The organism is Camelimonas abortus (assembly GCF_042432745.1).
Classification (GTDB): Bacteria; Pseudomonadota; Alphaproteobacteria; order Rhizobiales; family Beijerinckiaceae; genus Camelimonas; species Camelimonas abortus.
Genome location: NZ_JBHLWR010000004.1, coordinates 100,371 through 121,368 on the forward strand (window position 1 = coordinate 100,371; position 20,998 = coordinate 121,368).

General features: G+C 71.3%; 16 protein-coding genes. 7 read left to right on the forward strand and 9 right to left on the reverse strand.

Features of this window, described 5'->3' with window-relative positions; translation table 11 throughout:
* Nucleotides 1-22: 22 nt before the first annotated feature.
* The 3 genes from ACFFJB_RS00750 to ACFFJB_RS00760 all read right to left on the reverse strand — a co-directional run bounded on the left by ACFFJB_RS00750 (nucleotide 23) and on the right by ACFFJB_RS00760 (nucleotide 3,759).
* Nucleotides 23-1,450 carry a hypothetical protein gene (locus tag ACFFJB_RS00750; RefSeq protein WP_376828708.1) on the reverse strand — a complete coding sequence of 476 codons (1,428 nt, stop codon included), beginning with the start codon at nucleotides 1,448-1,450 and terminating at the stop codon, nucleotides 23-25.
* 518 nt (nucleotides 1,451-1,968) lie between these two features.
* Complete coding sequence (locus ACFFJB_RS00755; RefSeq protein WP_376828581.1) at nucleotides 1,969-3,165, reverse strand: IS256 family transposase; 1,197 nt, start codon at nucleotides 3,163-3,165, stop codon at nucleotides 1,969-1,971.
* A 48-nt stretch (nucleotides 3,166-3,213) separates the two neighbouring features.
* On the reverse strand, nucleotides 3,214-3,759 hold the full coding sequence (locus ACFFJB_RS00760; RefSeq protein WP_376828710.1) for a glutathione S-transferase family protein: 546 nt from the start codon (nucleotides 3,757-3,759) through the stop codon (nucleotides 3,214-3,216).
* A 138-nt stretch (nucleotides 3,760-3,897) separates the two neighbouring features.
* Between ACFFJB_RS00760 and ACFFJB_RS00765 the strand changes: the two genes are divergently transcribed.
* Nucleotides 3,898-4,581, forward strand: coding sequence for a TetR/AcrR family transcriptional regulator (locus tag ACFFJB_RS00765; RefSeq protein WP_376828712.1), 684 nt, complete (start codon nucleotides 3,898-3,900; stop codon nucleotides 4,579-4,581).
* 3 nt (nucleotides 4,582-4,584) lie between these two features.
* Here the strand turns inward: ACFFJB_RS00765 and ACFFJB_RS00770 are convergent, their stop codons facing one another.
* Nucleotides 4,585-6,474 (reverse strand): DEAD/DEAH box helicase, encoded by a 1,890-nt coding sequence (locus ACFFJB_RS00770; RefSeq protein ID WP_376828714.1) that lies wholly within the window; start codon nucleotides 6,472-6,474, stop codon nucleotides 4,585-4,587.
* 333 nt (nucleotides 6,475-6,807) lie between these two features.
* Here ACFFJB_RS00770 and ACFFJB_RS00775 point away from each other — a divergent pair, with 333 nt between their 5' ends.
* Nucleotides 6,808-7,353: a lipocalin family protein gene (locus ACFFJB_RS00775; RefSeq protein ID WP_376828716.1), complete on the forward strand. Its 546-nt coding sequence runs from the start codon at nucleotides 6,808-6,810 to the stop codon at nucleotides 7,351-7,353.
* A gap of 179 nt (nucleotides 7,354-7,532) precedes the next feature.
* On the opposite strand, the gene ACFFJB_RS00780 is transcribed toward ACFFJB_RS00775, so the two are convergent.
* Both ACFFJB_RS00780 and ACFFJB_RS00785 read right to left on the reverse strand, forming a co-directional pair.
* On the reverse strand, nucleotides 7,533-9,071 hold the full coding sequence (locus ACFFJB_RS00780) for a mannose-1-phosphate guanylyltransferase/mannose-6-phosphate isomerase (RefSeq protein ID WP_376828718.1): 1,539 nt from the start codon (nucleotides 9,069-9,071) through the stop codon (nucleotides 7,533-7,535).
* Nucleotides 9,072-9,098: 27 nt separating this feature from the next.
* Nucleotides 9,099-9,338, reverse strand: a complete 240-nt coding sequence (locus tag ACFFJB_RS00785) for a hypothetical protein (RefSeq protein WP_376828720.1) — start codon at nucleotides 9,336-9,338, stop codon at nucleotides 9,099-9,101.
* A 44-nt stretch (nucleotides 9,339-9,382) separates the two neighbouring features.
* Here ACFFJB_RS00785 and ACFFJB_RS00790 point away from each other — a divergent pair, with 44 nt between their 5' ends.
* On the forward strand, nucleotides 9,383-10,822 hold the full coding sequence (locus ACFFJB_RS00790) for a PAS domain-containing HWE histidine kinase family protein (RefSeq protein ID WP_376828722.1): 1,440 nt from the start codon (nucleotides 9,383-9,385) through the stop codon (nucleotides 10,820-10,822).
* A gap of 9 nt (nucleotides 10,823-10,831) precedes the next feature.
* On the opposite strand, the gene ACFFJB_RS00795 is transcribed toward ACFFJB_RS00790, so the two are convergent.
* Entirely contained in the window at nucleotides 10,832-11,920 is a 1,089-nt protein-coding gene (locus ACFFJB_RS00795) for an HPP family protein (RefSeq protein ID WP_376828724.1), read from the reverse strand.
* Nucleotides 11,921-12,197: 277 nt separating this feature from the next.
* Here ACFFJB_RS00795 and ACFFJB_RS00800 point away from each other — a divergent pair, with 277 nt between their 5' ends.
* Genes ACFFJB_RS00800 through ACFFJB_RS00810 form a run of 3 tightly spaced genes read left to right on the forward strand, consistent with a single transcriptional unit; the run spans nucleotide 12,198 to nucleotide 17,212 of the window.
* A complete protein-coding gene (locus ACFFJB_RS00800) occupies nucleotides 12,198-12,788 on the forward strand; it encodes a TetR family transcriptional regulator (protein WP_376828726.1) in 591 nt (196 codons plus the stop codon).
* Between the two features lie 14 nt (nucleotides 12,789-12,802).
* Nucleotides 12,803-14,059 carry an efflux RND transporter periplasmic adaptor subunit gene (locus ACFFJB_RS00805; protein WP_376828728.1) on the forward strand — a complete coding sequence of 419 codons (1,257 nt, stop codon included), beginning with the start codon at nucleotides 12,803-12,805 and terminating at the stop codon, nucleotides 14,057-14,059.
* Between the two features lie 9 nt (nucleotides 14,060-14,068).
* A complete protein-coding gene (locus tag ACFFJB_RS00810; protein ID WP_376828729.1) occupies nucleotides 14,069-17,212 on the forward strand; it encodes a multidrug efflux RND transporter permease subunit in 3,144 nt (1,047 codons plus the stop codon).
* A gap of 437 nt (nucleotides 17,213-17,649) precedes the next feature.
* Here the strand turns inward: ACFFJB_RS00810 and ACFFJB_RS00815 are convergent, their stop codons facing one another.
* A complete protein-coding gene (locus ACFFJB_RS00815) occupies nucleotides 17,650-18,888 on the reverse strand; it encodes an ABC transporter substrate-binding protein (protein ID WP_376828731.1) in 1,239 nt (412 codons plus the stop codon).
* Between the two features lie 299 nt (nucleotides 18,889-19,187).
* Nucleotides 19,188-19,727: a hypothetical protein gene (locus tag ACFFJB_RS00820; protein ID WP_376828733.1), complete on the reverse strand. Its 540-nt coding sequence runs from the start codon at nucleotides 19,725-19,727 to the stop codon at nucleotides 19,188-19,190.
* Between the two features lie 294 nt (nucleotides 19,728-20,021).
* On the opposite strand from ACFFJB_RS00820, the gene ACFFJB_RS00825 reads away from it, so the two are divergent.
* On the forward strand, nucleotides 20,022-20,960 hold the full coding sequence (locus ACFFJB_RS00825; RefSeq protein ID WP_376828735.1) for a tellurite resistance TerB family protein: 939 nt from the start codon (nucleotides 20,022-20,024) through the stop codon (nucleotides 20,958-20,960).
* Nucleotides 20,961-20,998: the final 38 nt, after the last annotated feature.

The window sequence follows — 20,998 nt, forward strand, 5'->3', positions numbered from 1 at the left end:
CAGCGCCAGTCGGGTCGGCCTGTCAGCCGCCCGTGACCGAAGCGCCGGCGGCGACATCGACGGCCGCCATGGCGCCGGCGAACGCCGTGACGCCCACGCCGAATTCGCCGGACGAGGTCGCCGCGCCGGCGACGCTGACGGCGACGTCCTGGCTGGCGGAGAGACCGCGCACGGCGTGCGCCTCGGCGCCGGCGACGCTGACGGAGGCGTCTGGCCCGACGGCGAGCGTCACGGGGCCTCCCTCGCCGCGGCCCACGGCGCCATGAGCGAGAGCGCCGGCGGTCACGATGCGCGCGCGGTCCTGAAGGGAGATGACGGTCGGTCCGCCGCCGCTGTGGACGGCCTCCACGCCGGTCGACTGGTCGCCTCCGGTCGTCACCGTGGCGTCGCCCGCGAGGACGATGCTGTTGCTGGCCGTGTTGAGCGCGTTGGTGATGCTGGAATAAAGTCCCGGAGCTTGGTCGCCTTCGGTTCTGATGTCGCCTTCGCTGCTGATCGAGACTTCGCCGAGACCGCGCTGGAGCGCCCAGCCGCCGGACGCCATGAAACCACCTGTCAGGATGCTCGCCGTGCTGGCGTAGCGGATTGATGCGGCTGCGGCGCTCGCCGTGTTGTTCACGTACGCCAGCGTGGCGTCGCCATAACTGTTCGCGGTTCTGATGTGGCCCTCGACCAGGACGGAGGCCGCGCCCAGGCCCCCGTTGAGACTGTATGCGCCGACGCCCTCTTCGCCGGACGTAGATACGAAGCCGGTCTGCGTCACATGTGTGTGGGCGTGGCCAGCCGCATCGGGGTTGTCGCCCGTGACAAAGGCGACCAGGCCATAACCGCGCAGGCCGTTTGTGGTCGCCACGCCATCGTTGATGACGGTTACGGAGCCAAGGCCTTTGTGCAGGCCATAGAGGCCAGTCGCCTCGAAACCACTGGCGAGCGTCGAGCCGGTCTCGAGCTGGCGGACAGTGATGTCGCCGGTTCCCGTGGCGGAGTCCGCCCAAGCGAACAGTCCGCTGGTGCCGCGACCGGGGTTGAGCCCGCCGGGGGGCGGCACTGTGACGGAGATCTGGCCCGCGGACGAAATGTAGAGACTGTCGTTGGCGGTGGTGTAGGCCTCAACGCTGTCCGCCAGCGTGCCTTCCGTCCGGATGACGGCGCCGCTGGCGATGTTGATGGTGAGCAGATCGGCGCCGGCGCCGTGAAGCTGCACGCCGTCACTGTCGCTGCCTGGCGTACGGTTCACAAAGATGTCCGGGCCGATGTTCAGCGTCATGCCGCCCGCCGGCGCGTCGTAGGTGATGCCGCCGGCGTAGGGATTGAGGCCAGCGTCGGTGCAGGTGACCTCCGGCGCCGCGGCGCCGCATTCATTGTCTGCGTGGGCCGGAGTCGTAGCGATGAAGGGCAGGAAGGTCAGCGCGGCTGCGGAAGACAGAAAGGCGGCCTTGCGTGTCGCCATGCCGGGTCGCATGGCGACCGCTCGGGAAGAGGTGCTGGGATGCATCGGTTGGTCTCTGAGCCGAAACAGATGCAAATGAAATTATTTGTGATGTCACTGACTGAAAATCCGGATGACGTTGTGTAACTAAAATGTGATTGAACCAGCCAGGGGCATATGGCTGCGCTTGCGATTGCATTTTCCTTCCCGTATGCCGCCGACATATTGCCGAATCGCACGGCTCCATCGTCGTCAGCGCGCAGTCGCCATCTCGTAATATTTTGACGCCGTTACGTTATTAACGTCCAGCTTGCGTCGCGTTGAAAGGAAGCGGCGCCCCGCCCGGCCGCCGCGCCCGCGCGGGGGCGGCGCGTCATGTCATCGGCGCGTAGCCGGGGAGAGCCGCGATCCGCTCCCGCCAGGCCGCCACATGTGGAAAGCCGGCCGGATCAATCCGCGCCTCGTGCATCAACGGATGATGTCCCAGGACGTGGTGTAGCTTAGACGGCCACGGCTCATCCCAGAGGGTCGGATGAGTGTCAGCTTGTTGCTGGCAGGCTGATGAGTGGATCATCGCTCATCGTAGCGATTGTCTCAAGGGTCATATAGCGGGATCGCTGGACGGCCCATTCATCGTTCTGTTCGAGCAGCAGTGCACCGACCAGGCGCACGATAGCGTCGTCGTTGGGGAAGATGCCGACGACCTCTGTCCGCCGCTTGATCTCGCCGTTCAATCGCTCAATCGGGTTGGTCGAGTGAAGTTTGGCCCAATGCTGCTTGGGAAAGGTCATGTAGGCGAGCACGTCTTGCTCGGCGCTGTCCATGAGACTGGCGAGCTTCGGCACCTTTGGCCTGATCTGGTCGGCGACGTTGCGCCACTGGGTGCTTGCCGCCTCCGACGTGTCCTGAGCGAAGGCCGTGGCAATGAAGGCGGAGACGACACGCCGTCCGCTCTTTCCAGCATGGGCCAAAGCATTGCGCATGAAGTGCACCCGGCACCTCTGCCAGGTAGCGCAGAGCACCTTCGATACTGCGGCTTTGATGCCCTCATGCGCATCTGAGACGGCGAGCTTGACGCCACGCAGACCCCGCCTGGTCAGCTTTCGAAGAAACTCGGTCCAGATCGCCTCGGCCTCGGACGTGCCGATCTCCATGCCGAGCACTTCGCGTCGGCCGTCGGTGTTGACGCCGACGGCAATGATGACTGCAACAGAGACGATGCGCCCGCCACGCCGGACCTTCAAATAGGTCGCGTCAATCCAGAGGTAGGGCCATTCGCCTTCGATGGGCCGGTCGAGAAAAGCCTTCACCTTCTCGTCGATCTCCTCGCACAGCCGGGAGACCTGGCTCTTGGAAATGCCCGACATGCCCATGGCCTTAACGAGGTCGTCAACCGAGCGGGTCGAAACGCCCTGGATGTAGGCTTCCTGGATCACCGCGGTCAGGGCTTTCTCGGCCATGCGACGCGGCTCCAGGAAGCTCGGAAAGTAGCTGCCGGTGCGGAGTTTCGGAATGCGAAGTTCTACTGTTCCGGCCCGCGTCTCCCAGTCTCTGTCGCGGTAGCCGTTGCGCTGGGCCAGCCGAAAGGCATTCTTCTCGCCATAGGCCGCGCCTGTTTTCGCGCCGACCTCCAATTCCATCAGCTTCTCGGCGGCAAAGCCGATCATCTCGCGCAGCAAATCGGCGTCAGCACTCTTCTCAACGAGCGAGCGCAGGTTCATCATATCGTCGGTCATCGGTGGTGTCCTTCAGGTTGGTTCTAAGCAACCCGACCCTATCGGAAATCACCGATGGCTATGAAATCCAACTACACCACGGCACGGGACACGATCCATCAACGCCGCGAACGGGTAACAGGCCAGGTCCGCCAGCGTCGGATTCTCCCCGCACAGCCACGGCTGCGCCCGCAACGTACGCTCCATCGCGCCAAGCGCCCGCTCGCCGCGGGCCCGGGGGCCGTCGCCGTCCGCGCCGACGCCGAAAAGGTAATGGTTGCGGGCGAGGCCCACCCCGCCGTGCAGGTCGCTGGCGTCAAAGAACATCCATGCGGCGATGGCGCGCCGCAGCTGCGGATCGGCGGGCCAGTACGGCGCGCCGAACCGTTCGCCCAGGTACAGGCAGATGACGTGGCTGTCGCGGATCACCTCGCCGTCCGCGACCAGCGCCGGCGTCTGGCCCAGCGGATTGACCGCCCGGTATTCGCGCGACAGATGCGCGCCCCGGGTCAGGTCGACAGTCCGCCGCTCATACGCCGCTCCATAAACCGACAGGACCAGACGCACGCGCCAGCAATTGGCCGACAGCGGAAAATCGTAAAGAATCATGGACATGCAATGCCTCCGTGCATTTACGTATGATCGTACGTTAACGCGTGTCGCGCGCTTGTCCAGAGCATGCGCCCGGCCGGACGCGTCTGGCCCGTTGCGGCCGGCCAGGCCATGATGCGCCCGCAGGCATGAGGGGAGGCGATGATGCGGCGCAGGGAAGGGGGACAGGACGGCGGGGGACCGGCGCGGTCGCCGCGCCGGCGGCGCACGGCCGCCTCCGGTCACCGCGAGGCCGCGCTGGCGGCGGCGTTGCGCATCGCCTCGCTGGAAGGGCTCAACGCCCTCAGCTTCGGCCGGGTGGCGGAGGCCGCCGGCCTGCCCAAGAGCACCGTGCAGACGATGTTCGGCGAGCGCGCCGGGCTGCAGCGCGCCGTCTTCGAGGCGGGCGCGGACATGTTCCGGCGCATGCTGGAGGCGCGGCTGGCGCATGCGCGCCCGGCGGAGCGGCTGCGCTTCCTGACCGGGGCGTGGCTGGATTTCGTCGGGGCGCGGACGCTGCCGGGCGGCTGCCTGGTCACCGCTTCGGTCATCGAGCTGCGCGGCGCGACGGGGCCGCTGGCCGGGGCGGTGGCGGAGCAGTGGCGCGCCTGGCGCGGCCTGCTGGCGCAGGCGACGCGCGACGGCGTGGCTGCGGGCCGTTATGCGGCGGACGTGGATCCGGAACAGGCGGCGTTCGAGATCGCCGCCCTGCAGATGGCCGCCAATCAGGCCGTCGCCAGCGGCGACGCGGCCCTGTTCGCCCGCGCCCGGCGGGCGTTTGCGGCGCTGCTGCAGGAGCTGGAGACGGGCGGCCCGCGGTTCGCGCAGGACGCGCCGCAGGCCTGAGTCTCAGGCGTGGGCGCGCCCCGGGCGCCCGCCATGGGAGCCGCCCCGGGATCCACCCTGGGGCTTGCGCGGGCGCGCCGGTTCGCCGGCGCGGGCCGCCGCCCGGAGCCTGGGCTTGCGGCCGGCCGTGGCCTCGGCCGCGGCGGGGCGGGCCGTGCGGCCGCGCGCCCCGGTTTTCGCCTCGCCGCGGGCCTCGCCCGGAGGGAAGCCGCCGTCATGGCCATCACGCGGCGGGCGCGGGCGGGCCTTGACCGGCCGGCCCCTGTCGCGCGCGCCGGGCGCGGCGCCGGGCCCGTCCGCAAGGGGCGTAAAGCGGATGCCCTCCGCGTCAGGCCTGCGCACCGCCGCGCGGAAATGCTCCAGCGCCGGCGCCGCCACCTCAAACACGGTCTCATTGTCGGAGATGCGGATGGCGCCGATGTCGCGGCGGGTCACGTCGCCGCGGCGGCAGATCATCGGCAGCAGCCATTTCGGGTCGGCGTTCTGGCGCCGGCCGACATTGATGCGGAACCAGCCGCCGTCCGCGGAGGGGTCGGCGGGGCCGGCCGCGCCGCGCGCGCGGCCGCGCGCCGCCGGGGGCTCGCCCGGATCGGTCACCTCCTCTGGCGCCGGGCGTCCGGCGCGGTAGAGGCGCGCCAGCGCCGCCGCCAGATGCGCGGGTGAGAAGCGCTCCAGCAGCGCCGCGCCGGCCGCGAGATCGGCCTCGCCGGCCTCGCCGGCGATGGCCGGATCCTGCAGCATGCGTTCGTCGTCCCGCCGGCGGATCTCGTCGGCGGCCGGCGGCGCGGCCCATTCGGGCGTGACGCCAAGGGCGCGCAGCATGTCGGCGACGCGGCGGCGCCGGTGCGGCGGCGTCAGCAGCACGCTCAGGCCCTTGCGTCCGGCCCGGCCGGTGCGCCCGGACCGGTGCTGCAGGCTCTCCGGAGTGGACGGAAGCTCGGCGTGAATGACCAGGCCCAGGCCCGGCAGGTCGATGCCGCGCGCCGCCACGTCCGTGGCCACGCACACCCGGGCGCGGCCGTCACGCAGCGCCTGCAGCGCCTGGTTGCGCTCGTTCTGGGTCATTTCGCCGGAAAGGGCCACGGCGGCGAAGCCGCGCTCAGCCAGGCTGGCGTGCAGGCGGCGCACCGCCTCGCGGGTGTTGCAGAACACGATGGCCGAGGGCGCGTCATGGAAGCGCAGCACGTTGACCACGGCCTGCGCGGTCTCCGCCGGCCGCACGCGCAGCGCCTGATAGGCGATGTCGGCGTGGCCGCTCTCGCCGGCGTCGGCCTCGATGCGCAGCGCCCCGCGCTGGTAACGCCGCGCCAGGGCGACGATGCCGGGCGGCAGGGTGGCGGAGAACAGCAGGCTGCGCCGCTCCTCCGGGGTCGCGTCGAGGATCGTCTCAAGATCCTCGCGGAAGCCGAGGTCGAGCATCTCGTCGGCCTCGTCGAGCACCACCGCCTGCAGCTGGGACAGGTCAAGCCGGCCGCGCTCCAGATGGTCGCGCAGGCGACCGGGCGTGCCGACCACCACATGGGCGCCGAAAGCCAGCTGCCGCTGCTCCTGGCGCGGATCCATGCCGCCGACGCAGGAGACCACGCGCGCTCCGGTCTCGCCGTACAGCCAGCCGAATTCGCGCTGCACCTGCAGCGCCAGCTCGCGCGTGGGGGCGATCACCAGCGCCAGCGGCGCGCCGGCCGGCGCAAGCCGCTCCGCCTCGCCGAGCAGCGTTTCGGCGAGGGCGAGGCCGAAGGCCACCGTCTTGCCGGAGCCGGTGCGGGCGGAAACCAGCAGGTCGCGTCCCCGGGCCTGCGGCGCGATCACGGCGCGTTGCACCGGCGTGGGTTCGGTATACGCCCGTCCGGCGAGTGAACGGGCGAGCGCCGGGTGAACTGAAGAAAAGGGCAAGGGAGGTTTCCGCCTGTATCAAAAAATCCGTCCGGCGCCGCCATGGGGCCGCCGGAAACTGTCAGAAGGCGCCTTCCATACGCGGATAAGCGCCGCGGCGCCAGCGCCATCATGGCGCGCCTGCGGCGCGGCGGGGGCTGGACGGGAGCCGTCGCGCGCCGCCCGTCGGGAGGCGGCGCGCCGCGAAAGCGCGCAAAACGGCGTTCGCCGCATATGGGGGCGGCGCCAGCGCATGCAAGGGCGCGGCGGCCGCGGCGGAACCGCGCGGCGCTTCGCGGGTTAGCTCCCGGAGCGCGGACCTGCGCCGCGCGCCCTCTTCCAGGAGATGTCAGGATGACCTTGCTCACCGGCCCGCGCCTTGCGCTCGCCGCTTCACTCATGCTTGCGGCGGGTTGCGTCGCCGGCGACCCGGGGGCGCGCTCGCGGCCGGTCCCGGAGCCGGCGAAACCTGTGTCGCTGGAGCGCTACATGGGCCGCTGGCACGAGCTGGCCCGTTATGACAACAGCTTCCAGACGGGCTGCGACGGCGTCACCGCCGACTACGCCCTGCGCCCCGACGGCCGGGTGAGCGTGGTCAACGCCTGCCGCACGGGCGGACCGCAGGGACCGCGGCGCGTGGCGACCGCGACGGCGCGGCTGGTTCCGGGCGCGCCCGGCAACCGGCTGAAAGTCTCCTTCTTCCCTCCTTTCGAGGGCGACTACTGGGTGCTCGACCGGGCGGACGACTATTCCTGGGCGATCGTCGGCGAGCCGTCCGGGCGCTATCTCTGGATCCTCTCCCGCCGGGCGGACGTTCCGGAACGCGTCTACCGGCAGCTCGTCGGCCGCGCCGCCGGGCTGGGCTATGACGTGAGCCGCCTGCGCCGTACGCAGCCCTGACACGCGCATCGCCAAGGGCGCTCCGGCGCCTTCCCGGCCCCTTCCCGGCTCCGCGGGGCGCTGTTCCGCTGCGGAGCCGGCCCTCGCCACAACCGCTGCTCCCGCGCCCCTGCGCCTGGGCCGCTTCCCTTCCGCCTTCTCCCGGTCCCTTCCGCTTTCCCGGTGGCCGCCGGAGCAGGTCAGTCCGCGGGGGCGGTCTCATGGACGCGGCCGTAAACGTCGTCGAGCCGCACGATGTCGTCTTCGCTGCACCATGCCCCGACCTGCACTTCAACGAGCTCAAGCGGCTCCGCGCCGCGGTTGGCGAGCCGGTGCACCGCCCCGGCCGGGACGTGAAACCAGTCGTTTGCGCGCAGGATGAAGCGTTCGCCGTCGCGCCACGCCTCGCCGACGCCGCGCGTCACCACCCAGTGTTCGGCGCGGCGCAGGTGTTTCTGCAGGGACAGCACGCCGCCGGGACGGACGGACATGCGCTTCACCACATGCCCCGCGCCGGCGTCGAGCACCGTGAACGCGCCCCAGGGGCGCAGCGTGGTGCGGTGGCGGCGCGCCGCCGGCGCGCCCATGGCCTGCAGGCGGCGCACCAGCTCGCGCGTTTCGCCGGCCCGTTCATGCGGGGCCACCAGGGTGACGTCGCCGGCGGTCACCACCACCAGCCCCTCGACGCCGATGAGACACGCAAGCCCGCCCGGCTCCTCGCACCGGACCAGATTGTTCCGGCCGTCGAGCACGATGGCGTCGCCGTGAACGGCGTTGCCGGAGTCATCTTTCTCCGCCAGCTCCCACACCGCGCGCCATCCGCCGAGGTCGCGCCAGCCGTAGCGCGCCTCGACCACGGCGGCGCGCCGGGTGCGCTCCATCACCGCGACGTCGATGGAGCGCGCGGGCGCGGCGGCGAGGGCCTCGCCCAGCGCCAGTCCGGCCGGCTCCGCGCGCGCCGCGGCCACCGCCGCCTGCGCGGCGGCGAGAATGTCCGGGGCGAAACGCGCCAGCTCTTCGCGCATGACGTCGGCGCGGAAAATGAAATTGCCGGAATTCCACAGCCGGCCTTCTGCGACCAGGCGGGCGGCCAGATCCGGCCCCGGCTTTTCGGTGAAGGCCAGCGCGCGGCGCACGCCCGGCGCGATCTCCGCGCCAGGCAGTATGTAGCCATACGCGACGGAGGGCGCGGCGGGCGGAACGCCGAACGTCACGATCTGGCCGGCGGCCGCCGCCGGGGCCGCCAGGGCGCAGGCGGCGCGGAACGCCGCCGCGTCGCCGATGGCATGGTCGGAGGCGAACACGCCGAGCACCGGCGCCGGATGTTCGGCCATGGCCAGCTCCACCGCCACGGCGACCGCGGCGGCGGTGTCGCGCCGGACCGGTTCAAGCGCCAGCCGGGCGCGCACGCCCGCCGCCCGCAACTGCTCCTGCGCGAGGAAGGCGTGGGCGCGGCTGGTGAGGACAACGGCCGGGCCGAACATCGGATCGCCGGCGGTGAGCCGGGCGATGCGCTGGAACGTGGTTTCGCCGCCGAACAGCGGAATGAACTGTTTGGGCAGGCTCTCGCGCGAGGTGGGCCACAGCCGCGCGCCCGCCCCGCCGCTGAGAATCACGGGCGAGATCTGCCCCGGCGCCGCCAGGACGTCGCCCGCCAGGACGTCGCCCACCACGACGCCGCCCGCCCGGCGCCGGCGTCCGCCAGCCCCGTCGCGGCGCGCCGGCGCGGCGCTCGCCATGTTGTTTTCCGCAAATGGCATGGACGTTCACCAGACGCCGCCTGTTTTTCCCGCTTTCAGTTTACTGCCGGCGTCCTTCTCAGGGAAAGAATTATTGTGATGTTTTTTATCAATTTTCAGGCTATAAGGGTTGTAACTTGCGTTCGTGCGTCTCCCGGTCGCTTCTGCGTGACTTTCAGCGTAAGCCGGGGTGTTTTTCAGGACGTGTTGCAGGTCTGTCGCATCCGCGGCGCAGGTGATGACGGGCTCTGTTGCGTCTTGCCGCACGGCTGTTCAAGTATAGGCGGGTGAACCCGGCGGATCGGCGGTCAATGCCTCAGGATATTTTCGCGTCAGGCGGCGAATGCGGGGAGCTGCTCCGGTCTTTCGACTGGGACCGCCATCCCCTTGGGCCGCTCCAGGCGTGGCCCGTGGAGCTGCGCACGGTCACGCAGATGGTGCTCGGGGCGCAGTTTCCGATGTTCGTCGTCTGGGGGCCGGAGCAGTACGTGCTCTACAACGACGCCTGCGCCGGCGTGTACGGCCCCGCCCACCCCGCCGCCATGGGCCGGCGCTTTCGCGACACCCTGGGGCCGCTGTGGGAGCAGGTCGGGCCGCTGGTCGCGCGGGCTTACCAGGGGCAGGCCAGCAGCGGCGTCGACGCGCCGTTCACGATGTGGCGGGCCGGCTATCCGGAGCGCACCCACGTGTCGTTCTGCTGTTCGCCGGTGCGCATGGCAGGCGGCGACGTCGCCGGCATGTTCTGCGTCTTCCATGAAACCACCAGCCGCGTCGCCGTGGAGCGCGAGCGCGAGCGCGAGCAGGGGCTGCTGCGCAGCATCTTCGAGACGGCGCTCGGCGCCGTCGCCGTCACCTCCGGCCCGAACCATTACATCACCTATGTGAACGAGGAGTTTGAGGCCATCTCCGGCTACCGCAACGCCCTCGGCAAGACGGTGCGCGAGGCCTTTCCCGACGTCGCCGGCCAGGGCTATTTCGAAATGCTGGACCGGGTGTTCGCCGAAGGCGGGCCGCAGACCGGCCGGGCCATGCCCGCCATTCTGCAGGCCGATCCCGACTCACCGCCGCTGGAGCGCGTCGTCGACATCCTCTGCCACCCGGTGTTCGCCCGCGACGGCGCCACCGAAGGCGTGTTCGTCCAGATCCTCGACGTCACCGACAGCCACCTGCTCAACCGCGAGCTGGCCCACCGTCTCAAGAACCAGCTGGCGGTGGTGCAGGCCATCATCAACCAGTCGTTCCGCGGCGCCAGCGACCTGGCGGGGGCGCACGCGGCGCTCACCGAGCGCATCGCCGTGCTGGCCCGCGCCCATGAGGCGGCGTTCGCCGGCCAGGAAAACGGCGTCGGCCTGCGCAGCCTGATCCGCGCCGCGGTGGAGTGGCACGACGCCGCCCGCATCGGCATGACCGGGCCGGACGTGGCCATCGCCGCCAGGCCGGCGCTCTCCCTGGCGCTGATCCTGCACGAGCTGCTCACCAACGCCGTCAAGCACGGCGCGCTGTCGGCCGGCGAAGGGCGGGTCGACATCAGCTGGGAGGCGCGGGCCCCGGAGCCGGGCGCCATGCAGCGCCTGCGCCTGTTGTGGGAGGAGCGCGGCGGCCCGCCGGTGCGGGAGCCGCAGCGGCGCGGCTCCGGCCTGCGGCTGGTGCAGGCCGGGCTTTCCGGCGCGCCGCGGGTGCAGGTGCGGGTGGCGTTTCCGCCGGAAGGCCTGCGCTGCGTGCTGGAGGGCGAGCTGCCCCCGCCCGGCTGAGCGCCCGGCTCAGCGCGCCGCGGCGCGCGCCATGGCCCACAGCAGGTCGGTCTGGGTGACGAGGCCCGTCGCCCGGCCGTTGTCGTCCACGATGATCACCGCGTGGGCGCGCCCGTCGGTGAGCGCCGGCAGCAGCGCGTTCACCGGCGTGTCCTCGCGGGCGGTGGCGGCTCCCGTCATGGCGGCGCCGACGCTGCCGGCGTCGTCCGGGGCGGCGGCGATCTCGCGCAGGCCGATCACCCCGGCCACGCGCTGCGCCGGCTCCAGCACCGGCAGCGCCCGCACGTTGTGGGCCAGCAGCAGGCGCCTCGCTTCGGCGAGCGGCGTGTCGCGGCTGACGCTGATCAGGTCGCGGGACATGATGTCGGCGCAGCGCGCGCCGGCGTCATTGCGCGCCAGCGCCGTGGTCTGCGCCTGGCGGAAGATGCGCAGCAGGTCGTCGCGGTTGATGTCGAAGCTCTCGCCCAGGCTGGCGAGCGCCGCGTCGATGTCGGCCGGCTCCGGGGCGCCGCGCGCCGCCGCCGGCGCGTCGGCCGAGCCCACCGGATTGGGCGGCGCCGCCGCCGGACGGTGCGGATAGCTGCGCCCGCACAACCGGTGGAACGCCGCGGCGCAGGCGAGCAGCACCACGATGTTGAGCGCCGCCGGCGCAAGCGTCGTGAGCAGCGCCGCGCCGTCGCCGGCTCCCGGCGCCAGACCCATGGTGAGCGCCATGGCCCCGCCGGGCGGATGCAGGCAGCGCAGCAGGCTCATGGCGACGATGCCAGCCGGCACGGCGAGGGCGGCCACCAGCGGCGCCGACCACTCCAGCGGCGCCAGCGCCATGGCCAGCAGCAGCCCCGCGGCGCCGCCGACCAGATTGCCGCCGAACACCGGCCACGGCTGCGCCAGCGGACTGGACGGCACCGCAAAGGCGAGCACCGCCGAGGCCGCCACCGGCCCCGCCACCAGCGGTCGCAGCAGGTCGCCGCCAAAGACATGACGGGTGACCAGGCTGGCGAGGCCCATGGCGACGCAGGCGCCGAGACAGGCCAGCAGCCGCTCTCTCAGGGTGGCGCCGGCGATGATCGGCCGGAACAGGCGCAGTCGGGCGGGCATGGGCGGTCCGGGGGCTTTGGGCGTCAGGAACGTCAGGGGCGGGGACGGCGCGCCGCGGCGGCCGGGCCGCCCGGCGCGTCGCCGCGAGCATGGGCGCGTCCGGTCTCGGCGGCAACCGCCGGCGGCGCGCGTGATTTGTCGCAGCGGCCGCCCGCCCGGCCCGCCGCGCCGGCGGCTTCGCCCGTGGTCCGGGTTCCGGCGTCGCCGGGCGTACTCGCGCGATTGCGGTTGACCGGAGCGCGGAGGGTCTTTACTGACCGCACGGTCGGAAACCGGAATGCGGGCGATCATGGGGCGCAGGCGCATCATAGACCCGGAGGCGCTGCTGGACGCGGCCGAGCGGGTGGTGCGGCGCGAAGGCGCCGTCAATCTCACCATCAGCGCCGTCGCGGCCGAGGCTGGGGTCAGCAAGGCGACGGTGCTGTATGACTTCCGTACGAAGCAGGCGCTGATCGCCGCCGTGGTGGCGCGCCGCCTCGCCGCCGACGAGGCGCGGCTGCGCGCCTGCATCGCCGAGGCGGCGGCCGATCCGTCGGTGGCCAATCCCGAGCTGGCCGGCCGGCTGCGGTTCGCGGCGACCCAGCCGGAGGAACAGGATCTGGCCGCGGCCCTGACGCTGTGCGTGGCCATGGCCTCGGACGACGCGGTGCGCGGGCGGATCCGTGAATTCATACGGCGGGACCTTGCGGCGTTCGCGCCTGGCTGCGCCGGCGATCCGGCGCCGCTCATGGCTTTTCTGGCGCTTCACGGTTATCTGTCGCTCAAATATTTCGATCTCTACACCTTTCCCCCCGAGGTCCGGGACGTGATTTTCGCCTCTGTCGCGCAGATGGCCCGGACGCAACGCACAACCTGTGACGGACAGTGACGGACATGGCGGCTATGCGAAAAGTCCCTGCAATACATCGTGCCTGGCTGGCCATTCTGGTTGCGGTGCCGGCGTTCCTGTTCGCCGCGCCGGGCGGCGCGCCCGGCATGGCCGGCGTCGCCCACGCCCAGCCGGCGATGCCGCCAGCCCTCGTGCAGTTCATCACCGTGCAGCCGGCCGAAGTGCCCATCACCCGCGACCTGCCGGGGCGCATCGCCGCCGTGCGCACCGCCGAGGTGCGGCCGCGCGTCAGCGGCATCATCCAGGAGCGCGTCTTCCGCCAGGGCAGCATCGTGAAGGAAGGCGACGTGCTCTATCGCATCGACCCCACGCTGTTCCGCGTGGCGGTGGCGAGCGCCAGGGCCAATCTGGAGCGGGCGAAGGCGGCGCTGGTGCTGGCGCGGCAGAAGGCCGAGCGCCAGAAGGAGCTCCAGAAGCGCAACGTCTCCTCCGCCCAGGAATATGACGTGGCCATGGCCAACCTGGCCCAGGCGGAGGCCGAGGTCGCAGCCGCCCAGGCCGGCCTCGACCAGGCCCAGGTGAACCTGGACTACACGGAAGTGCGCGCCCCCATCACCGGCCGCATCGGCCGCGCCCTCGTCACCGAGGGCGCGCTGGTGAACGCCGGCAGCGGCCAGCCGCTGGCCATCATCCAGCAGCTTGATCCGGTCTACGCCGACTTCACCCAGTCCTCCACGGAAGTGCGCGCCCTGCGCAAGGAGCTGGAGTCGGGCGCCGTGGCCGGCGTGTCGAAGGACGAGGCCCAGGTGGAGCTGCTGTTCGACGACGGCGAGGTTTACGGCCACAAGGGCCGGCTGCTGTTCTCCGAGGCGTCGGTGGACCAGCTCACCGGCCAGATCACCCTGCGCGCCGAATTCCCCAATCCGCAGCACGAGCTGCTGCCGGGCCTTTACGTGCGCGTGCGCATCGAGCAGGCGCGGCTCGACAACGCCATCGCCATTCCCCAGCAGGCGGTGATGCGCGACGCCTCCGGCGCCGCCCAGGTCTATGTGATCGGCGAGGGCGACGTGGCCATGATCCGCCAGATCGAGCTCGGGCCGGCGGTGGGCGACCGCTGGATCGTGCGCAGCGGCCTGGCCGCCGGCGACCGCGTGGTCGTCGCCGGATTCCAGAAGATCGTCCCCGGCGGCAAGGTGGTTCCGCAGCCGTGGAACGCCGCCGCCGGCGCGGCCCCTGCGGCCCCAGCCGGGGCGGCTGCGGCCGCTCCCGCCGGCGCGGCCGCCGCGAAGCCTGCCGAAGCAAAGGAATGAGACCGGGCCATGGCGCAGTTTTTCATCGTGCGGCCCGTGTTCGCATGGGTCGTCGCCTTCTTCATCTCCATCGCCGGGCTCATCGCCCTGCCGTTCCTGCCGGTGGCGCAGTACCCGAAGGTGGCGCCGCCGCAGCTGAGCATCTCCACGGCATATCCGGGCGCCGCGCCCGCCGAGATCTACCAGGGCGTCACGCGCCAGATTGAGGACGAGCTCAACGGCGTGAAGGGCATGGCGTATTTCGAGTCCACCTCGGACGCCACCGGCCAGGTGGAGATCACCGCCACCTTCCGCACCGGCGTCAACATCGACATCGCCTCGGTGAACGCCCAGAACGCCATCCGCCGCGTGCAGCCGCGCCTGCCCGCCACGGTGGTGCAGCAGGGCATCAACACCGAGGAGAGCGGCGCCGGCTTCCTGATGATCGTCTCGCTGACCTCCACGGACGGCAAGTTCGACGACGTGGCGCTGGGCGACTACCTGAACCGCAACGTGCTGGGCGAGATCCGCCGCATTCCCGGCGTGGGCCGCGCCCAGCTGTTCGCCTCGCCCCGGTCGATGCGCATCTGGATCGACCCGGGCAAGATGCTCGGCCTCAACATCACCACCGACGACATCGCCGCGGCCATCCGCGCCCAGAACGCCCAGGTGGCGGCCGGCAAGATCGGCGCCGACCCCAATCCCATCACCCAGCAGATCACCGCCACGGTGCTGGTGAAAGGCCAGCTCACCACGCCGGAGGAGTTCGGCGACATCGTGCTGCGCGCCAATCCGGACGGCTCCACCGTGCGGCTGCGCGACGTGGCCCGGGTGGAGGTGGGCAGCGAGTCCTACAATTTCGCCACCCGCCTGAACGGCAAGCCGAGCGCCGCCATCGCCGTGCAGCTCTCCGAGAGCGGCAACGCCGTGGCCACCTCCACGGCCGTGCGCGAGCGGATGAAGGAGCTGTCGAAGTTCTTCCCGAAGGGCATCGAATATTCGGTGCCCTATGACACCAGCCCGTTCGTCGAGGCCTCCATCGAGAAGGTGGTGCACACCCTCGTCGAGGCGGTGATCCTCGTGTTCCTGGTGATGTTCCTGTTCCTGCAGAACTTCCGGTACACGGTGATCCCGGCGCTGGTGGTGCCGGTGGCGCTGCTGGGCACTCTGGCGGTGATGCTGGCCGCCGGCTTCTCCATCAACGTGCTCACCATGTTCGCCATGGTGCTGGCCATCGGCATCCTGGTGGACGACGCCATCGTGGTGGTGGAGAACGTCGAGCGCATCATGGCGGAGGAGGGGCTGCCGCCCCTGCGGGCCACGCAGAAGGCCATGGGCCAGATCTCCGGCGCCATCGTCGGCATCACCCTGGTGCTGGCGGCGGTGTTCGTGCCCATGGCGTTCTTCCCGGGCGCGACCGGCGTCATCTATCGCCAGTTCTCGCTGACGATGGTGGTGTCGATCCTGTTCTCGGCCTTCCTCGCCCTGTCCCTGACGCCGGCGCTGTGCGCCACCTTCCTGAAGCCGCCGGCGGATCACGCCCGGCAGGGCGGCTTCTTCGGCGCCTTCAACCGCTTCTTTGACCGCACCACGCGCCGCTATGCGGCCATGGTGACCGGCGCCACCTCGCGCGTCGGGCGGCTGATGGTGATCTTCCTCGCCATCGCCATCGGCTCCGGCTGGCTGTTCATGCGCCTGCCCACCGCGTTCATCCCGAACGAGGACCAGGGCTTCATCATCGTGGACATCCAGACCCCGCCGGAGGCCAGCTCCAACCGGACGCTGCAGGCCATCCGGCAGATCGAGGCGATCGCCCGGGCCGAGGCGGCGGTGAGCGACATCGTCGCCGTGCGCGGCTTCAGCTTCTCCGGCGCCGGCCAGAACGCGGCCATCATGTTCATCTCGCTGAAGGACTGGAGCAGGCGCGGCGCCGGCGAGGCCGCCCAGGACATCGCCAACCGCATGAACGTGAAGATGTTCGGCATCAGCGACGTCATGGCCTTCGCCCTGTCGCCGCCGCCGATCCAGGGCTTCGGCACCTCGGCGGGCTTCTCCTTCCGCCTGCAGGACCGCGCCGGCCTTGGCCAGCAGGCGCTCGCCGCCGCGGCGCAGCAGCTGATGGCCGAGGCGCGCAAGAGCCCGGTGCTCACCGGCATGCGCATGGAGGGCCTGCCGGACGCGGCCCAGCTGACCATCATCATCGACCGCGAGAAGGCCAACACCTTCGGCGTGAGCTTCGCGGCCATCAACAACACCATCACCACGGCGCTCGGGTCGTCCTACATCAACGACTTCCCGAACAACGGCCGGATGCAGCGGGTGATCATCCAGTCGGATGCCGCCGGCCGCATGCAGGCCGAGGACCTGATGAAGCTGAACGTGCGCAACGCCAGCGGCGGCATGGTGCCGCTCTCCGCCTTCGCGCGCGCCCAGTGGCAGAAGGGCCCGCAGCAGATCATCGGCTACAACGGCTATCCGTCGGTGCGCATCTCCGGCGCCGCGGCGCCGGGCTACTCCTCCGGCGACGCCATCGCCGAGATCGAGCGCATCGCCGCCACGCTGCAGCAGGGCATCGGCTATGAGTGGACCGGCCAGACGCTGGAGGAGATCGCCTCCGGCGCCCAGGCGCCGATCCTGTTCGCGCTGAGCATCCTGTTCGTGTTCCTGCTGCTGGCGGCGCTCTACGAGAGCTGGTCGATCCCGCTGTCGGTGATGCTGGTGGTGCCGCTCGGCGTCATTGGCTGCATCCTGGCGGTGATGCTGCGCGGGCTGCCCAACGATCTCTATTTCAAGGTGGGCCTGCTGGCGATCATCGGCCTTTCGGCCAAGAACGCCATCCTGATCATCGAGTTCGCCAAGGACCTGCACGCCCAGGGCATGGGGCTGCGCGAGGCGGCCACGGAGGCGGCGCGCCTGCGCTTCCGGCCGATCCTGATGACCTCGCTGGCCTTCACCCTCGGCGTGGTGCCGCTGGCCATCGCCACCGGCCCTTCGGCGGCGAGCCAGAACGCCATCGGCACCGGCGTGGTGGGCGGCATGATCTCGGCCACGGTGCTGGCGGTGATCTTCGTTCCGGTGTTCTTCGTGGCGGTGCTGGGCATATTCCGGCCGAAGCGGCCCGCGCCGGCCGGCGGCGCGTCTGGCGGAGACGTCGCGAAGCCCGGCCACGGCTAGCGCGAGGCCGGCCGGGCCCCGGCGCCGGCCGCTGGACGGCGCGCGACAGAAAAAGCCCCGGTCTTCCGGGGCTTTTGCTGTTCGCATGGGGGAGGCGAGGGCGCGCGGCCAGGCCAAGACTGCGCCCCGCCGGCGGCCCGGCCGGGGTTCGCGCGCCGCGCCGGACCGGGCGCCGGCCGCCCGCCCGGCCGCGCCAGCTCCGCCGCGGGTCGCCCCGGGCGGATCCGGCCGTCATCACCGGCCCCGGCGCCGCATGCGCGCGCCGGCGCACGGCCTGTTCCGCCCGGCGCCGGACCGGGCGCTCCGCCTGCTTCGGACAAAGGAAAAGCCGCCGGAGGGGCGGCGGCTTTTCCCTGTGACGCGTCACGCCCTGGTGGGGGGCAGGGCGCCTTTGCGACGCGTCAGTCCCTTGGACGCTGCGCGCGCCTGGCCGCCTGTCACTGCCCCGCAGCGGCGGCCTTCGGGTTGAGCAGCGGGCATTCGCTCTCCTCGGCCGGGATGAACACCTCCACGGCCGGATATTTCTTCACCAGCGTCAGCAGGTCGTCCGGGTGCTGCATTTCCTCGGGCTTCTTGACCACGGCGTAGTACATGTCGCGCATCAGCCGCCCGTCGGCCCGGATCGTCGCGTTCTTCGTGAAGAAGTCGTTGACCGGCGTCTCCTTCATCTGCCGGAGCACGGCCTTCGTTTCGGTCGTGCCGGCGGCCTTCACCGCCTTCAGGTAATGCAGCACGGCGCTGTAGACGTTGGCCTGCGGATCGGTGGGCATCTTGCCGAACCGCGCCTTGAAGCGGTCGGCGAACTTCTGCGTCTCCTCGTTCTCGCCCCAGTAGTAGCTGAGCACCGCCGGCATGTTGGCGGTGGCCTTGTTGCCGAGGCCGTACACGTCCACCGTGGTGAGCGAGAACGGCACGAACTGCTGGCCGCCGGCGGCGAGGCCGAATTCGTCCGCCTGCTTGATGCCGTTGATCAGGTCGGCGCCGCCGCCGATGTGGGCGATGTTCTTCGCCCCAGAGTTCTGCGCCTGCAGCAGGAAGGAGCTGAAATCCGCGGTGTTGAGCGGGAAGCGCACCGCCCCGAGGAACTTGCCGCCGTTCTTCTCGATCAGCCGTTTCGCGTCGGCCTCGATGGAATGGCCGGCGGCGTAATCCACGGTAAGCGAATACCAGGTGTTGCGCTCGGGCGTGGTGCTGCCCTTCACCGTCAGGTTGGCCACGGCGTAGCCGTCATTGGCCCACTGCATGCCGTTGGGCGAGCAGTTCTTGCCGGAAATGTCGCGGCTGGAGGCCATGGAGACCACGAGGATCCTGTCCTTCTCCTCGGCCAGTTTCTGCACCGCCAGCGCCACGCCCGACGAATAGATGTCGAAAATGGCGCCCACGCCGTCCACGTCGAACCAGCGCCGGGCGATGGCCGAGCCCACGTCCGGCTTGTGCATGTGGTCGGCCACCAGCACCTCGACCGGCTTGCCGAACAGCTCGCCGCCGAAGTCCTCGACCGCCATGCGGGCCGCCACCGCCGAGCCCTCGCCGGTGATGGTGGAGTAAACGGACGCACGGTCGTTGAGCACGCCGATTTTCACGGGCCCCTGGCCGGCCAGCGACGGTCCGGCCAGCGCCGCAAGCGCGCTTGCGGCCATAAGCCCGCGCAGCGCTCCGCGAATGACTGTTTTCATCTCGCCCCTCTCTGTTGGCGCGCACGCCTCGCGCATGCGTCGCCCTTGTGGCGTGACTGGCGGCGCCGGCATGTGGCCGCCGGTTTTCCCGCCGCGCGCGAACCTGCCTGCGGCCGCCTGCGGCTGGTCTCGCAATGGCGCATGAACCGCGCGCCGTCCCGGAAAAAGTTCCATTTGCGGCTAAAAATGTCAATATGTTGATGAAAAGCCGCAAGCTGTTCGCCGCGCGCATGATTTTGCGCCTGGTTTCGCCGGCGCGCCACAGGCATGCGGCGACGGCGCCTGCGGCGGACGCGGCGTCAGGCCCCGGGCGGGGGCTGGCCTGGAATGAGCACCGGCCGCGCGTCGTTCAACACTGCGTGACGGGCCTCCACGGCGGCGCGGCGCGCCAGGGCGTAGAGCAGGCAGGCGAGCATGAACGGCGCCATGGCGAACGCCGGCGGCTGCGCTCCGGCCAGCGTCCGCCACGCGATCCATGCAAGGTTGACGAGCGCCACGGCCAGACAGGCCGCCGCCGGCAGGCGCGGAAAGGCGAACACCGGCGCGCCGCGCGGCGGACGGAAGCCGTGCACCCCGCGAAAACCCGCCACGTCATGGAGATAAAACCGCCCGGCGGCGCCGACGGCGATGCGTCCGGCCACGGCCGGCTCCGCCCGCACGCCGCGCAGCGTGTGGGTGACGCCGTCAGGATCGATGACGTCGATGGCGTCATAATGGGCCGGCAGCCAGCGGGAGGCCGGCCGGCGCAGCGCGACGCCGTCGATGGTTCCGTCGAGAAAGGTCAGTTTCACCGCAGGGCCGTCGCAGTCAGGCGGGCGCCGGCTGGCGGCGCCCCGCAATCATCTCCGGCTCCGGTTTGGCGGCGCCGGCGGCCGCGGTCAACCGCTGGCGCGACTGGTTGCGCCTGCAATCAATCGCCGGCATGCTGTCCGCATGACTGCGGCGCGGCCGCCGCGTCGCCCCTCGGGGCCGCCGGTTTTCCCGTCGCCGTCATCCCCCGGCCTGACGCGGCCGGGAGGGCGGCAGGGCGGGCATGCGGCGCCGTTCCGCAGGTCCGCGCCTGCAGTTGTGGCGTTTCCGGTCGGCGCCGGCCCGGGCGGGCTTCCGGCGCCTGGAGAAAAGGGGCGATCCGCATGTTTGACGCGAGGCAGATTCTCGATGCGCTGGTCGGCGCGGCGGCGATCGATCCGCCGCAGCGCGTCCAGCAGGGCGCCGGGCAGCCGGCGCCGGAGGCTGGCGGCGCCTCTGGCGGCGTCGGCGCGGTTCTCGACCAGATCCTGAAAGGCGGCCAGGACGGAGCCGGCGCGGCGTCCGGCGGCGGGCTCGGCGAGTTGCTGGGCGGGCTGTTCGGCGGCGCGGGGCAGGGGGGCGCCGGGGCGTCCGCCGGCGACAGCGGCGGCGGCCTCGCCGACCAGCTGCAGCAGGCGGTGACCCGCATGGCCGGGCCCCAGGCCGGAGATCTGCTCCGCCAGGCGATGGATTTCGCCAGAACGCCGAAAGGCGCGGCGATCCTCGCCGGTCTCGCCGGGCTGATGCTCAACCGCGGCGGCCGCAGGATCGCCAGCCCGGCGGCGCGCCTTGGCGGCGCGGCGCTGATCGGCGGACTGGTCTACAAGGCGCTGGAAGGCTGGCGGCAGGGCGCGTCGCCGGCCGAAACCGCCGCCGCGCCGCCCGCGCCCGCCCCTGTGGGCGCCGCCGGCCTGACGGCCGACAGCCTCACCCATGACGAGGCCGCGGCGCTCGTGCAGGCGATGATCGCCGCCGCCTGCGCCGACGGCCAGGTGGACGACGACGAGCGCGCCCGCATCACCGGCGCCCTCGGCGGCGCGCTGCCGCCGGCCGCCGTTGCGTTCCTGGAGAACGCCTTCGCGAAGCCGCTCACGCCCTCCGGACTGGCGGCGCTGGCCTCGGGGCCCGAGCATGCGGCGGAGATCTATGAGGCCGCGCGCCTCGCCATCGATCCCGACACGCCGGCGGAGCAGGACTTCCTGAAACAGCTGGCCACGGCGCTGGGGCTCGATCCGGAGCTGGTGGCCCATCTCGACGCCGCGGCCGCCAGCGCGCGGGCCTGAAGCGGCTCCGCGGCCCCGCCGCCTCAGGGCCTTCGGCG